This window comes from Rhodococcus sp. H-CA8f (genome assembly GCF_002501585.1).
In the GTDB taxonomy this organism is placed as follows: Bacteria; Actinomycetota; Actinomycetes; order Mycobacteriales; family Mycobacteriaceae; genus Rhodococcus_F; species Rhodococcus_F erythropolis.
In genome coordinates, this window is the sequence record NZ_CP023720.1 from 4,697,560 (window position 1) to 4,711,877 (window position 14,318).

14 protein-coding genes are annotated in these 14,318 nt (G+C 64.0%); 1 reads left to right on the plus strand and 13 read right to left on the minus strand.

Annotation, left to right across the window (positions count from 1 at the left end):
* Positions 1 to 2: 2 nt before the first annotated feature.
* The 5 genes from pta to CPI83_RS21840 all read right to left on the minus strand — a co-directional run bounded on the left by pta (position 3) and on the right by CPI83_RS21840 (position 4,874).
* On the minus strand, positions 3 to 2,081 hold the full coding sequence (pta, locus tag CPI83_RS21820; protein WP_003944313.1) for a phosphate acetyltransferase: 2,079 nt from the start codon (positions 2,079 to 2,081) through the stop codon (positions 3 to 5).
* 146 nt (positions 2,082 to 2,227) lie between these two features.
* Positions 2,228 to 3,241 carry a glucose-6-phosphate dehydrogenase (coenzyme-F420) gene (fgd, locus tag CPI83_RS21825; RefSeq protein ID WP_003944371.1) on the minus strand — a complete coding sequence of 338 codons (1,014 nt, stop codon included), beginning with the start codon at positions 3,239 to 3,241 and terminating at the stop codon, positions 2,228 to 2,230.
* A gap of 108 nt (positions 3,242 to 3,349) precedes the next feature.
* Positions 3,350 to 3,697: a DUF202 domain-containing protein gene (locus CPI83_RS21830; protein WP_019749510.1), complete on the minus strand. Its 348-nt coding sequence runs from the start codon at positions 3,695 to 3,697 to the stop codon at positions 3,350 to 3,352.
* On the minus strand, positions 3,694 to 4,167 hold the full coding sequence (locus CPI83_RS21835; RefSeq protein WP_019749509.1) for an RDD family protein: 474 nt from the start codon (positions 4,165 to 4,167) through the stop codon (positions 3,694 to 3,696). Before CPI83_RS21835 ends, CPI83_RS21830 begins: the two co-directional genes overlap by 4 nt.
* Positions 4,167 to 4,874 (minus strand): hypothetical protein, encoded by a 708-nt coding sequence (locus CPI83_RS21840; RefSeq protein WP_019749508.1) that lies wholly within the window; start codon positions 4,872 to 4,874, stop codon positions 4,167 to 4,169. Before CPI83_RS21840 ends, CPI83_RS21835 begins: the two co-directional genes overlap by 1 nt.
* A 115-nt stretch (positions 4,875 to 4,989) precedes the next feature.
* Here CPI83_RS21840 and CPI83_RS21845 point away from each other — a divergent pair, with 115 nt between their 5' ends.
* Positions 4,990 to 5,931 (plus strand): alpha/beta hydrolase family protein, encoded by a 942-nt coding sequence (locus tag CPI83_RS21845; RefSeq protein WP_029538606.1) that lies wholly within the window; start codon positions 4,990 to 4,992, stop codon positions 5,929 to 5,931.
* A gap of 30 nt (positions 5,932 to 5,961) precedes the next feature.
* On the opposite strand, the gene CPI83_RS21850 is transcribed toward CPI83_RS21845, so the two are convergent.
* The 8 genes from CPI83_RS21850 to CPI83_RS21885 are packed head-to-tail and all read right to left on the minus strand — an operon-like array spanning position 5,962 to position 14,316.
* Positions 5,962 to 6,327 carry a nucleoside deaminase gene (locus CPI83_RS21850; protein WP_153210914.1) on the minus strand — a complete coding sequence of 122 codons (366 nt, stop codon included), beginning with the start codon at positions 6,325 to 6,327 and terminating at the stop codon, positions 5,962 to 5,964.
* A 28-nt stretch (positions 6,328 to 6,355) separates the two neighbouring features.
* On the minus strand, positions 6,356 to 7,498 hold the full coding sequence (locus tag CPI83_RS21855) for an LLM class flavin-dependent oxidoreductase (protein WP_097387700.1): 1,143 nt from the start codon (positions 7,496 to 7,498) through the stop codon (positions 6,356 to 6,358).
* Entirely contained in the window at positions 7,495 to 8,319 is an 825-nt protein-coding gene (locus CPI83_RS21860) for a DUF1684 domain-containing protein (protein WP_097387701.1), read from the minus strand. Before CPI83_RS21860 ends, CPI83_RS21855 begins: the two co-directional genes overlap by 4 nt.
* Positions 8,316 to 9,686 (minus strand): NtaA/DmoA family FMN-dependent monooxygenase, encoded by a 1,371-nt coding sequence (locus CPI83_RS21865; RefSeq protein ID WP_029254772.1) that lies wholly within the window; start codon positions 9,684 to 9,686, stop codon positions 8,316 to 8,318. The genes CPI83_RS21860 and CPI83_RS21865 overlap by 4 nt, the downstream gene beginning before the upstream one ends.
* Before the next feature lie 24 nt (positions 9,687 to 9,710).
* Positions 9,711 to 10,829, minus strand: coding sequence for an LLM class flavin-dependent oxidoreductase (locus CPI83_RS21870; protein WP_019749502.1), 1,119 nt, complete (start codon positions 10,827 to 10,829; stop codon positions 9,711 to 9,713).
* Positions 10,816 to 12,438: an ABC transporter ATP-binding protein gene (locus CPI83_RS21875; RefSeq protein ID WP_097387702.1), complete on the minus strand. Its 1,623-nt coding sequence runs from the start codon at positions 12,436 to 12,438 to the stop codon at positions 10,816 to 10,818. The genes CPI83_RS21870 and CPI83_RS21875 overlap by 14 nt, the downstream gene beginning before the upstream one ends.
* On the minus strand, positions 12,435 to 13,325 hold the full coding sequence (locus tag CPI83_RS21880; protein ID WP_007726838.1) for an ABC transporter permease: 891 nt from the start codon (positions 13,323 to 13,325) through the stop codon (positions 12,435 to 12,437). Before CPI83_RS21880 ends, CPI83_RS21875 begins: the two co-directional genes overlap by 4 nt.
* On the minus strand, positions 13,318 to 14,316 hold the full coding sequence (locus CPI83_RS21885; RefSeq protein WP_003944382.1) for an ABC transporter permease: 999 nt from the start codon (positions 14,314 to 14,316) through the stop codon (positions 13,318 to 13,320). The genes CPI83_RS21880 and CPI83_RS21885 overlap by 8 nt, the downstream gene beginning before the upstream one ends.
* Positions 14,317 to 14,318: the final 2 nt, after the last annotated feature.

Consider the following 14,318-nt stretch of genomic DNA (forward strand, 5'->3'; position numbering starts at 1 on the left):
GCTTACGCTCCCTGTGCCTGTATTGCCGTGATAGCCACGGTGTTGACGATGTCCTGGACCAACGCTCCACGCGAGAGATCGTTGACCGGCTTGTTCAGTCCCTGCAGAACCGGGCCGACGGCGATAGCGCCGGCGCTACGCTGCACTGCCTTGTAGGTGTTGTTGCCGGTGTTCAAGTCCGGGAACACGAACACCGTGGCCTTGCCCGCCACCAGAGAATCCGGCATCTTCTTGTCAGCGACACTCTGCTCGACGGCCGCGTCGTACTGAATGGGCCCTTCCACCAACAGGTCCGGTCGGCGCTCGCGCACCAAAGCGGTCGCGGTGCGAACCTTGTCGACGTCGGCTCCACTGCCCGAATCGCCGGTGGAGTACGAGAGCATCGCAATGCGCGGATCGATACCGAACTGCGACGCCGTCTGTGCGGACGAGATCGCGATGTCCGCCAACTGCTCCGACGTCGGGTCCGGAACCACGGCGCAGTCACCGTAGGAGAGAACGCGGTCGGCCAGGCACATCAGGAAGATGCTCGAAACCGTCGAAACTCCGGGGGCCGTCTTGATGATCTCGAACGAGGGCCGGATCGTGTGAGCGGTGGTGTGGGCGGCACCGGAGACCATGCCGTCGGCAATACCCAAGTGCACCATCATCGTTCCGAAGTACGAGATGTCGGCGATCACCTCGCGTGCCCGCTCGATGGTCATGCCCTTGTGCGCCCGCAGCGCGGTGTATTCCTGTGCGAAGCGCTCGGTGTACTCGGACTGCGCGGGCGCGAGGACCTGCGCGCCGCTGATGTCCACGCCGAGTTCCGCTGCGCGTCGACGCACACTGGGTTCGTCGCCGAGGATCGTCAGGTCGGCAACCTGGCGCTGCAGCAGCCGGCCGGCCGCGCGCAGGATCCGGTCGTCGTCACCCTCCGGGAGGACGATGTGCTTGCGATCGCGTCGAGCGCGGTCGATGAGCTTGTACTCGAACATCTGTGGGGTCACGACCGACGGAATCGGCAGTGCCAGTCGGTCCATCAGGACGTCGGCGTCGACGCGCTGTTCCATCAAGCTCAGCGCAGTGTCGACCTTTCGCTGCGAACCGACTGCCACGCGTCCGCGGGTTTGGGCTGCAGCGCTTGCGGTGTCGAAAGTGCCGAGGGTTGTCGTGAGGATCGGAAGACGCTGTTTGAGGCCGGCCATCAACGCCGCGATGGCCGGGTGCGGCGTGATCCCGCCATTCATGATGATGCCCGCGAGCGACGGAAATCCCTCCGCCTCATGCGCATTGAGCAACGCGAGCAGCACGTCCGAGCGGTCACCCGGTGCGATGACGACCATGCCCTCGACCAGACGCTCGAGGATGTGCTCGGCGGTCATTCCGCCCACCATCACCTTCAGTGCCTCGCGGTGCAGCAGTTCCGGGTCACCCGAGTACAACTCGCCGCCGGTGGCTTCCATCAACTCGGCCATCGTGGGTGAGACGAGCAACGGAATCTCCGGCAGGCTCCACGTCGGAACACCGATGTCGGACAGGGCTGCGGTGACCTCGTCGAGCTTGTCGGGATCGCAGCGATTGGCGACGACCGCGAGCAGGTGAGCGTGGTTGGCGGCCAACTCGGCGGCGCACAGGTGCGCGAGCTGAGCAACCTCCTCGACGCTGCGCCGAGCGCCTCGAACCGCCAACAGGACCGGCGCTCCCAGGTTCACGGCGATGCGGGCGTTGAAGCTCAGTTCGCTGGGGCTTGCGACGTCGGTGTAGTCACTTCCGATGATCACGACGGCGTCGCACTGCTCGGCCACGGTGTGGTACTTCGCCACGATGTCGGCCAGTGCAGCTTCGGGATCGGCGTGAACCTGCTCGTAGGTGACGCCGAGTGCGTCGGCGTAGGAGAGATCGGCCGTGGTGTGCTCTAGCAGCAGTTCGAGGATGTAGTCGGTTTCCTCGGTCGAGCGGGCGATCGGGCGGAAGACACCGACCCGGGCGACGGTCGCGCACAACATCTGCAGCACGCCAAGCGCGATGGTGGATTTTCCGGTGTCACCTTCAGGGGAGGCGACGTAGACACTCGACACGGCAGCGGGCGCTTCTGGCATGCCCAACAGCCTAGTGTGGGCCGCCGCCCACCTTGCCACTGATCGTGGTCACGCTCACGCTCGTGCCGACAACCGGCCGCTACGAGAAAGACGAACGGTGCCTGCCACGCGTCGAGTGGCAGACACCGTTCAGTTGATCTCGAGGATCAGCCCAGAGCACGCAGGCGGGGCGCGAGGTCACGCTCGAACAGTTCGAGGAAGCGGCGCTGATCGTGGCCCGGTGCGTGGAACACCAGGTGATTGAGACCGGCGTCGACATAGGCCTTGACCTGCTCGACGGCGTCGTCGGGATCGGAAGCGACGATCCAGCGCTTGGCCACCTGCTCGATGGGCAGAGCGTCGGCAGCTGCTTCCATTTCGATCGGGTCTTCGATGCTGTGCTTCTGCTCCGGTGTCAGGGACAGCGGCGCCCAGAAGCGCGTGTTCTCGAGTGCAGCCTCGGGGTCGGTGTCGTAGCTGATCTTGATCTCGATCATCTTGTCGATGTCGGCGACGTCGCGCTCGGCCTTGGCTGCGCCCTCGGCTACGGCGGGAAGCAGCTTCTCGGTGTAGAGCTCCATGCCCTTGCCGGAGGTGCAGATGAAGCCGTCACCGGCACGTCCCGCGTACCGGGCGACAACGGGTCCACCGGCCGCGATGTACACGGGAATCCCACCCTCGGGAACGTCGTAGATCGACGCGCCACGAGTGGTGAAGTACTCGCCTTCGAAGTCGACACGATCGCCCAGCCACAGCTCACGCATCAGCCGCACCGACTCACGCAGGCGCGCGAAGCGTTCCTTGAACTCGGGCCACTCGCCCTGGAAGCCGGTGGCGATCTCGTTGAGAGCCTCACCGCTGCCGACGCCGAGCATGATGCGCCCCGGGTAGAGACATCCCATCGTCGCGAACGCCTGAGCGATGACCGCCGGGTTGTAGCGGAACGTCGGCGTCATCACGGACGTGCCGATCTGCACGCGCTCGGTGCGCTCACCGACGGCCGTCATCCAGGCGAGCGAGAACGGCGCGTGTCCACCGTTGTGGCGCCACGGCTGGAAATGATCGCTCACCGCAACGGAATCCATGCCGTGCTGCTCTGCCAGAACTGCCAGCTCTACCAGTTCGCGAGGGCCGAATTGCTCAGCCGATGCCTTGTATCCGAGCTTGAGTTCCTGCGCCACCGTGCACTCCCTTGTCGTCTGTTTCGTTTACTTCTCTGACGTGCTTCTCGTTCTTTGCAGACTATCCAGACACCGCTCGGACTTCTCTGCGTATCTCAGCGAGGTATCTCAGCGAGCGAGGCTGGTAACCACCGTTGCCACACCGGCCGCGACGGCAACCCCGGCCAATGCCAGTGCGAACAGCCACAGCGCATGCGGTTCCGGCATCGCCGCTCCGTCCTCGAGCGCCTTCTTCACCTGTAGCCAGCGTCGCATACCGACGAGGGCGGCTGCTGCCGAGAGTGCGATCAATGTCAGACCGAGCGCCGTGCGAACCCACCCTGTACTCCACTCGGGGACCAACTGGACGACGGCAATGCCGCCCGCCAGCAGGGCAAGCGAGCTACGCATCCACGCGAGGAAGGTGCGCTCGCTGGCAAGGGTGAATCGCTCGTCCGGGCGGTTCGGTTCACTCATGCGTGCTCGCCTCCGTGGGGTGCCACCAGATCCGGGTCCTGACGCCAGTCGTAGACGACCTCGGTGCGCAGAACGATGTCCTGCAACGATCGTCGCCGTCGATCGACCGCCGACCACAGCAATCCGAAGGCGAAGAGCACACAGAGCACCGCACGGATGAAGGCGAGCGGCCAACGGACCAACCGGTGGCCCGACGTGATCACCCGCAACCCCATCACGAGGGAGCCGACAGTTCGGCCGGTGGTCGCCCAGCAGGCAGTCAGGTAGGCCACCGAGACGCCGAGAAATGCCGTCGTGGACAGGAAGATTCCCGGTTCCGAGAACGTGAAACTCTGCGGCGAGAAGAGCAATCGAACAAAGGCCAAGGCCACGTATACGGAACCCATCAGGATCAGCACGACGCCCAGGTCGATCAGTCCGGCGAGGCCGCGGGTGACGATTCCGGCCGGGCCGGAATTCTCCTGGGCCACTAGCGTTCACCTGCGTTCGTGTCCGGATGCGGCTCGTGTGAGGGTGGTGCGTTGTCGCGGCCGAACAATCGTCCGACGAACCCGGCGACAGCGTCGTCCGCCTGCATCCCCTGCACGCGCGCCCCGTGCACGGCTTCGGTGGAGAGTGAACCGGTCGATTCACGAATCATCTGTGGGAGGTCGACACCCTCGATGACCTGGTCGGCGATCTTGAGGAGGTCGACGCGGTCGATCTGGCGCTCGAGGTCGACGCTGTCGACGATGCCGTCGAGGTCGAGGCGATCGATCACTGCTTTGACGTCGAGTCGGCTTGCGATCGCATCGACGTCGACGCGATCGATGATCGGTTCGAGCGAGACCCGTTCGGCAATCTTGTCCACGTCGATGTTCTCGGCGATCTTGTCGATGTCCACGTGGTCCACGACGATCTTCGTGATGTCGACTTCGGCAAGAGCAGCGTCGACGACAGCTTTGATCACCGTTCTCAACGTGGAATCGGCAAATTCCGCTGTCGAGCGAATCGCTTCCGTGCCGCGGGTGGCGACCTGGGTGATCGCGTCGTCGAGTGCGTCACCGACAACGGGGATCCGCTGCACCGAATCAATGGCGAGACCAGCGGTTCTGCGCGCCGCACCAGCCGTGATCGCGGCCAGGCCGAAGGCCAGCCGAATCACGTCGGATTCGGGGTGATGCGACTGCGATCCCACGCAATTGTCTCCATCTTCTTACCGGACTGTTATCCGGACATTCGTCACTCTCCTTCGCATTGTGCCACTGTTGGTAGGCACAAATACGCTGTCCGGCTTGCGCCAGGGGGAAATAATGAAGGCACGTCGATTCACGGTCCGATTGACGATGGCGGTGGCCATGGCTGCCGGCTTTCTCGGCCTCAGCGCGCCGACCGCGAGCGCGGATTCAGTGGTCAGCCGCATCGATGTCTACTCCCCCTCCATGGACCGCTGGATCGCCAACGACGTGATTTCCCCGGCCGGCGGTGGCCCCGCCCCGACCTTCTACCTGTTGACCGGCGTCGGCGGCGGTGAGGACGGGATCTCTTGGTTCAATAACACCGGAGTTCGTGACTTCTTCGACGACAAGCACGTCAACGTGGTCATGCCGGTCGGCGGCAAGTTCAGCATGTACACCGACTGGAACGCCGACGATCCGGTGCTCGGCCGCAACAAATGGCAGACGTACCTCACCAAGGAACTACCGGCAGCGGTCAACGCTCGGTACAACACGACCGGGGTCAACGCACTCGGCGGCGTGTCGATGGCCGGTGGACCGGTTCTGGACCTCGCGATCCAGTCGCCGGGCACCTACCGCGCCGTCGGCTCGTACAGCGGCTGCCCGCGCGCCGGCGACCCGCTCGGCCAGGCTGCGGTGCGCTCGATGGTCGAGATACTCGGCGGAGGAAACGCGGCCAACATGTGGGGGCCGTGGGGTAGCCCGCAGTGGGCTGCTCACGACCCGCTGATCAATGCCGAGAAACTGCGCGGCACAGCGCTGTTCATCTCCACCGGCAACGGCCTTCCCGGTCCGGTGGACGGAATCAACTCATTGGCGATGGCTGCCGGAGTCGTTCCCGGCGCTGTGCTCGAAGGCATCACCAACATGTGCACCGCTGCCCTACAGGGTCGATTCGGTCAGCTCGGCATTCCCGCGACGTTCAGCTTCCGACCTGAAGGCACCCACACCTGGGGACTCTTCGAAGCCGACATGCGTGCGTCGTGGCCGATGATCGCGGGCGCGATCGGGGCGTAAGCCTCACGGCCCGCCTTTCAAGCCATGGCGTCAGGTGAGACTGCGCGCCCAGTCCCGCATCCCGGCGGGGCCAGTGCCAGTGGCGTATTCAGCGAACCACACCCGGGACACGCCGAGTGTGATCGCGGCACCCATGCACATCAGGCATGGTTCGAGATTGACCGCCAATGTCAATTCTCCTGACGCTCGAGTGAACCCGAGAGCCTCGTCGGCCTGCAAGAGCGCTTGAAGGTCCGCATGCACTACCCGTCGGCCGAGTGCCCGTTCTTGCGTATACGCCCGCCCGAGCACACGGTCGTCGTCGAACACGACTGCCCCGATCGGCATCTCCCCGAGTTCCATGCCCTCACGCGCTACGTCAAGAGCAAGCGAAAGCGCATCTCGGGGCGAAAACATCACTCGACACTAATGGACAAAGGCAAGCTCATGCTGCCAGTAGTGCGGGTAGTCCCCATTCCTTGGCAAGCAGCTCGTACGAGCGCAGGCGATCCTCGTGCCGATGGGTCACCCCGGTGATCACCAATTCGTCCGCTCCGGTGAGCTTCTGCAAACTGTCGAGCCTGTCGGCGACGGTGGTGGGTGAACCGACGAACTGCGTGATCAGCCGATCCTCCACTACTGCTTTGTCGGCATCGGAAAGTGGGAGCGCTGTGGCCGGATCGGGGTACGGGATGGCGCCGTGCCCGCTGCGAATGCTGTGCGTCCAGTGCGCGAACGTCGACGCCAACTCTCTCGCCGTCGCATCGTCCTCTGCGGCAACAACATCCGCGGAGACGACGACATACGGCTCCGACAGAACTGCCGACGGCCGGAATGCTGCACGGTATGCCTCGACGGCATCAAGCGTACTCGAGGGCGCCACATGGTAATTCGCGCCGAACGGCAATCCGAGTCGTCCGGCGAGTTCGGCACTGGGGCCTGCGCTGCTTCCGAAAACCCACAATTCGACGTCGGCGTCCTCACCGGGACTGGCGTGCAATTCGATGCCGTCGCGGGTGCGGTGGGTGCCGTTCAGGAGCGAGAGTATGTCGTCGACCTGCTGCTCGAAATCGGGCGCCTGTGCGCCCGGAAACGCCAATGCCTCGAACGACGCCTGCAATCTCGGTGACGTGAGAAGACCGGTTGGATCGAAGGGCGCCGGGATCACGACGCCGTCGCGTACGACGGTCTCCCGCTTCGATTCTGCCGGGGCAGGCGTTCCGGCAGCGACGGCACGAAGTGCCTCCACCCGACGCTGCCCGCTGCGCCCGATACCGAGATCGATACGACCCGGATACAACGCTTCGACGGTACCGAAGGCCTCGACCACCTGAGCTGCCGTGTTGTTGCCCAGCAGCACGGCGGCCGAGCCGACGCGAATGGTGTTGGTCGCGGCCGCAATCAGTCCGACCAGAACGGCCGGTGACGAGCTGGCTACGCCGACAAAGTGGTGTTCGGCGACCCAGTACCTCTTGTATCCCCACGCTTCGGCAGAACGAGCGAGGTCCAGCGAGTTCCGCAAGGCCTGGCGGGCCGCTTCACCCTCACTGATCGGAGAGAGATCGAGTACGGACAGCGGCGCGCTCACCTCGGTGCGCTTCCGTCGCGGGTATTCGGTGTCTTCTCGCCGGCTTCCACCGCGAACGGCAAACGATTCTCGGCGGGGGCGACGGGGCACGTCGCGTAATCGGTGAAGGCGCAGGGCAGGTTCGACGCCCGATTGAAATCGAGGGCTACCGCACCACCGGGCTCCGGTGCACTCACGTGCAGCGAGCGTGCGGCCGGGTAGGTGGATACACCACTGGTCGCGTCGGTGAACAGGATGTGAAAGCCGTTGTCCTTGCCCGCGAACGCAATCAGCGTATGCGTTGCACCATCGTGTTCGAAGCTGATGGTTCCGCGGGCGTCGTGATGATGCTCAAGGCGCTCGACGACCGCACCTGTCGTCACCGTGCGAGCCTCCTCGAAAGCTGTGAAGACACCCTCGATGCGCCACTGCGGGTTCGGCTCGAAGGTCGGGATACCACTGAACTGCGCCAATGCCGGGGCCGACGAATCGTGGATCCGCAGAGCCACCTCGCCGGTGCGGCGGATGACCTCGACCAACCGCGCGCCCTGCTTGACGATCAGTCCCGGCGCACCCTCGATCGGATTCAGAGTGACTGAACCGTCCACTGCGACGCCGTCGATCGAGAGGTCGTCGGCCGGCGTCGCGGTGACGACAACGGCATTCGCGTCAGCGCGCCACGCACCGGGCAGGTCCGCGAAGGTGGAGTCGGTGTCAACCAGCCAATGCAACGCAGTCAGGCTCAGCCAGCCGAGTGGTTCACTGAAGGTGGCGTCGCGCGAGGCATGCCAAGCATTCCACTCGTCGGTGAAGGTGCTGGTGGAAGTGTCGGTAACGGTCATGATGCGCGGACTCCTTCAGCCTGCTCGTATGGGTGGCGCAGCCCGAGATGGCTGCGCAGGGTGGTTCCTGAGTATTCGGTCCGGAAACTGCCGCGGTCCTGTAGTTCTGGTACGACGGTGTCGATGAACTCGTCGAGGCCCGCGGGGGTGATGTGGGGAACGAGGATGAATCCGTCGCTCGCGTCGCCCTGGACGTAGGTGTCGATCTCGGCAGCCACCTCCGCTGCACTACCCACGAACTGTTGGCGGGCAGTCACTTCGATGATGAGTTCACGGATGCTGAGGTTTTCGGCCTCGGCCTTGGCACGCCACTGATCTGCGACCGCTCGCGGATCCTTGACGTGGCGGACGCGTCCGCGGGTGATGTTGACGTCGTCCGACGGATCTTCCTTCGGCAACGGGCCGTCGGCGTCGTACTGGGAAAGGTCTCTGCCCCAAACCTGTTCGAGAAAAGCGATGGCAGTCTGGGGTCCGACCTGCTGCCGCCGGATGTGATATGCCTTCTCCTGTGCGTCCGCGGCGTTGTCACCGAGCACGAAGGTGGCGGCGGGGAGAATCTTGAGGTCTGCGTGCGTGCGTCCGTACTTGGCCAGGCGTCCCTTCACGTCGGCGTAGAACGCCTTGCCTGCTTCGAGCGTTCCGTGCCCGGTGAAGATGGCGTCCGCCTTGGCGGCGCCGAACTCGCGTCCTTCGTCGGAATCGCCTGCCTGCAGCAGAACTGGGTGTCCTTGGGGACTCCGAGGAACTTCGAAGCGTCCGGTGATGTCGAACTGCTTACCGGAGTGTTGGAACTGACCGACCTGCTGGTCGGTGGCAAAAATGCCGCGCTCACGGTCGACGATCGGACGATCGATGCTCCAACTGTCCCACAGAGTCCGTACTGCGTCGACCAACTCGTTTGCGCGTGCGTACCGCTCGGAATGCTCCAGATACCCACCGCGGCGGAAGTTCTCACCGGTAAAGGCATCCGAAGAGGTGACCAGGTTCCACGCGGCGCGGCCGTCGGAGAGATGATCGAGCGTCGAGAACTGCTTGGCCAACTCGTACGGCTCGTTGAACGTGGTGTTGATCGTCCCGGCCAGACCGAGATGCGTTGTCACACCGGCAACCGCGTTGAGAATACTGAATGTATCCGGGCGACCGACCACGTCGAGGTCGTGAATCATGCCCTGATGCTCGCGCAGGCGCAAACCCTCTGCGAGGAAGAAGAAGTCGAACAATCCGCGTTCGGCACTGCGGGCGAGATGCTCGAACGAGCTGAACTCGATCTGGCTCTTGGACGCCGGATCGGTCCACACCGTGGTGTTGTTCACGCCGGGGAAGTGAGCACCCAGGTGAACTTGCTTGCGAATCCTGTTCTGTGTCATCGGTGTTCCTGTTCTCTGTTCGCGCTACGCGAACTGATTGACGGGCAACTCGAAACCCAACCGCTCGCGCAGAGTCGGGCCGGTAGTCGGTCGCGGATTGAGAGTCGGCACCACGTCCGCCGCGATCTTCTCCACTGCGGCAGCCAAAGCCAAGGGACGCAGGACAACACCGTCGACCCCGGCCAGCCCACCGATCTCGCGAAGGAGGACAGTCAGGCCGGCGCTGTCACCGCGGTAGAACAGCGAGTGCGGGGCGTACGGTGCTCCCGCCCATTCCTCGAGTTCCGCCAGAGCGTCGTCGGCGGCTCCGCGATCAGCGCCGAGAAGCACGTCGACGTCGAGGAGAACCCTGACGCTGCGCCCGAGGGCAGCGGCATTCGCGTGGACCAGCTTGGCCGTGGCGTTGGCCTCGCCGAGGTCGGTTGCCGAGATCCGAATCAGATCTCCGCGCGCAACAGCGAGCTCGCGTGCCTCCGGCCTGCTCGCGTCGACTGCGATCAGCGGCTGCCCCTGCGGGGAGCGCGGCGTGATGGACGGCCCCTTGACGGAAAAGTTCTTTCCCTCGAAGTCGATGTAGTGCAGCTTGTCTCGATCGATGAATCGTCCGCTCGCAGCGTCCCGTATCTCGGCGTCGTCCTCCCAGCTGTCCCACAGCCGACTGACCACCTCGACAGCCTCGGACGCTTCCTCCCACGCGGACTCGGGGCCCTGCACTGCCTTTCGGCCGAATAACGACGCCTGCTCAGCGGTGTCGGACACCGCGACCTGCCAGCCGGCCCGCCCCGCTGAGGAGTAGTCGATACTCGCGACGGCCTTGGAGATGTGGAACGGCTCGGTGTGCGTGACTGTCGCGGTGGGAATCAGGCCGATACGCGAGGTCACAGCACTCAGCCGCGCCGCAGTTGCAACTGCCTCCAATCTGCCCCGCACTGCGTGCTGGCCCTCGGATTGCAGTCCGAACGAGTCAGGGAGGAACGCCAGATCCACCCCACCCCGATCCGCGGCGGTCACCAGGTCCACCCAGTACGAGGGCGTGAACAGATCTTCGGCGCGCGAATCCTCGCGTCGCCAGGAGTACGGATGAGCTCCGGTTCCCTCGAATTCGAGGCCGACCAGGAATGCTCCGGAACTACGCTCGGACATGTTCGGCCTTTCGTGTCGAATGATCCCGCCCGGGGATCGCGTCGAGAAGTGTGCGTGTGTACTCGTTTCGGGGATTGTCGAAAATCTCGGTGGTAGTGCCGATTTCGAGCAATCGCCCGGCCTGCATGACGCCGACGACGTCGCTGATCTGGCGAACAACCGCAATATCGTGGGAGATGAAGAGATAGGTCAGGCCCAGTTCGCGCTGCAACTCGTCGAGTAGCGCCAGAATCTGCGCTTGCACCGAGACGTCGAGAGCGGACACAGGTTCATCGAGAACGAGCAGGTCCGGCTTCAACGCAAGCGCACGAGCGATCGCCACCCGTTGACGCTGGCCGCCCGAGAGTTCGGCCGGTTTGCGGCTCAGGAACTGCTCGGGAAGTGCAACCTGATCGAGCAACTCTGCTGCACGACTCTGCTGCTGGCTGCGTCCACCAACCTTGAAGGCCCGCAGCGGCTCCGCAACGATGTCCTGGACGGACAATTTCGGGTCAAGTGATGCATAGGGGTTCTGGTACACGAGCTGGATCTTTCGGCGCAGCTCGCGCAGATCGCTGCCCTTGACCTTCGTGATGTCGTGTCCGTCGAAGGAGATGGTGCCGGCATCCGCCTGCTCCAACCGCACGGCGATGCGCGCCGTGGTCGACTTGCCGGAGCCCGACTCCCCCACCAACGACACCGTCTGACCACGCGGAACAGTCAGCGATACCTCGTTCACCGCGGTGATCGAACTCCCGCGTCCGACGTTGAAACGCTTGGTGATTCCGGTCAACGTCAGCAGCGGGCTCGTATCCTGACGGACCGGCCGATCGACCGGTCCCGAGGACAGGCTCGGAGCCGAGTCGAGCAGCTTCTTCGTGTACTCGTGTCGCGGGTTGTCCAGAATATCTGCGGTGCGGCCGGATTCGACGATCCTGCCGCCCTGCATCACCAGGATCCGGTCCGCGCGGTCTGCGGCCACTCCCAGGTCGTGCGTGATCAGGAGCACGGCGGCACCGGATTCGGCGATTCGCTCGTCCAAGTGGTCGAGGATGCGTCGTTGAACCGTGACGTCCAGAGCACTGGTCGGCTCGTCGGCGATGATGAGGGCGGGGTTCGCGACAAGCGCGATACCGATCAGAACTCGTTGCCGCATACCGCCGGAGAGCTCGTGTGGGTACTGGCGTGCTCGGATTTCCGGCCGGTCGATACCCGCGCGCTCGAGCACCTCGACGGCGTCCAACCGGGCTTTGCGACGGTCTGCGAGGCCGTGGATCCGGAGGACTTCTGCAACCTGGTCGCCGATCCGCGTCACCGGGTTGAGCGAGGTCGTCGGATCCTGCGGCACCAAACCGATACGCGCGCCGCGGATTCGCTGCCACGCACGGTCGGAATACGAGTCGATCTGTTCACCCTCGAACTCGACGGTCCCGCCGGTGACGTGGCCACTGCCGGCGAGCAGACCCAATATCGCGTGTGCCGTGGTCGACTTACCGGAACCCGATTCCCCGACCACCGCAACTACTTCGCCCCGACCGACGGTGAAGCTCACGCCGGATACCGCGGGCTCGGCGCCGTAGGCGATCTGTAAGTCGGTGACGGAGAGCAACTGTTCCTCAGTCGTGCTCATCGCCGGTTGTTCCTTTCGATCTCGTGGCCGATACGGTGTGCCGAGATGACCACGGCGACAATCGCGAGACCGGGAAGTGTTGTCATCCACCAGGCATTGGCGAGGAAATTACGTCCCTCGGATACCAGCGATCCCCATTCCGGGGTAGGCGGAACGGCGCCGAATCCCAAGAAGCTCAGAGCCGACACGGCCAGTACTGCCTGCCCGAACTCGACAGCGGACAGCGCGACCACCGGCGCGTAGGAGTTGGGAAGCACGTGCCGACGCAGGACACCGAGCCACTGCACACCTGAACTGAACGCAGCCTCGACGTACTGAGCTCCGCGCACCCGCATCACTTCGGCACGCATCACTCGCGCGAAATTGGCGACCATACTGACGCCGACAGCAATGGCGACGTTGATGGTGCCGAAGCCGAGTGCGGTGACAAGGGCCAACGAGAGCAGCAGTGCCGGAATGGACAGCAGCACGTCGACAATACGCATCAGCACGGCGTCGACGACGCCACCGACAAAGCCCGCGAGCAAACCGATTATCGATCCCGCCACCAATGCGATTCCGACCGCCACCAAGGTTGCGGTCAGGGACAGCGCGGCGCCGTGCACGAACCGTGTGTACAGGTCACGTCCGAGATTGTCGGTTCCGAACCAGTGAGCCAGGCTCGGGCCCTGCAGTTTGTCCGCCGGGACACCGGACAACGGATCGCCGCTGGCGAAAAATCCGGGTGCGACGGCAAAGCCGATGGCAAGCAACACGATCAACACCGGAATCACCAAGCCGGGCTTTCGGATCCAGCCAATGGCCGTGGACTTTCGGCGCGAAACAACAGGTGCCTTCGCCTCGACGCTCGGATCGAGGAGTAGGGGTTCGATCAATGTGTCAGACATGAGCCGGCTCCAGATCGGTCGAGCTTTCGGTATTCGACTTCTCGGTGTGACTCTTCTTCGTCTGGATGATCCGTGGATCTATCAAGGGGTAGAAGAGGTCGACCGCGAGGTTGACGAGCACGAACACGAGAGAGGCGAACACAACGACTCCCTGCACCACCGGGATGTCCTGCGCCATCACCGACGTCTGTGTCAGACGGCCGACGCCCGCGCGAGAGAACACCGTTTCCACAACCACCGAGCCGGCGAGCAGCGTGCCGACCAGCACACCGGCAATGGTGAATGCCGGAATGCTCGCCAGTCGCAACGCGTGACGGGTCTGCACGCGCCAACGGCTTGCGCCCTTGGCGTACGCAGTCTCCACGTGCGGCGAACGTAGCGTCGACTGCAGGCTGGTCGTGAGCACCTGCGCGATCACCGCGCCGGTCGGGATCGCCAAGGTGATCGCCGGAAGAATCACCGTTGCGAATCCCTTGTCTCCGAATGCCGGGAAGATGTGCAGACGGAACGAGAAGAGTTGCAGAAGAATCAGGCCCACCCAGAAAGTAGGCACTGCCACACCCAGCGGCGGCAGAGAGAACAACAGGTTCGCGAGCCACCGCTTGCGGGTGTAGGTAGCGAAGAACGCGATCGCCACTCCGAACAACACGGCCAGAACCAAAGCGGTGGTTGCCAGCACCAGAGTGCTGGGCAGCGCCGAGAAGATGGCATCCGTCACCGACTGACCGGTGGAGATCGATGTACCGAAATCGCCGCGAAGAGCATTCGTCAGCGACGTCCAGTACTGCACCCACACCGACTGGTCCAAGCCGTACCGCGCCCGAAGCTGATCGAGCGCAGCCTGATCCACTGCAACACCCTGACCGGACGAGTCGGCAGCCATGCTGACGGGATCACTGGGCAGGAGGAACAGAATCACGAACGAGATGGTGAAGGCGGCCCACAGAACCACTGCGGCCTGACCCAGTCGGGTGAGTACGTATCGAGTCATGA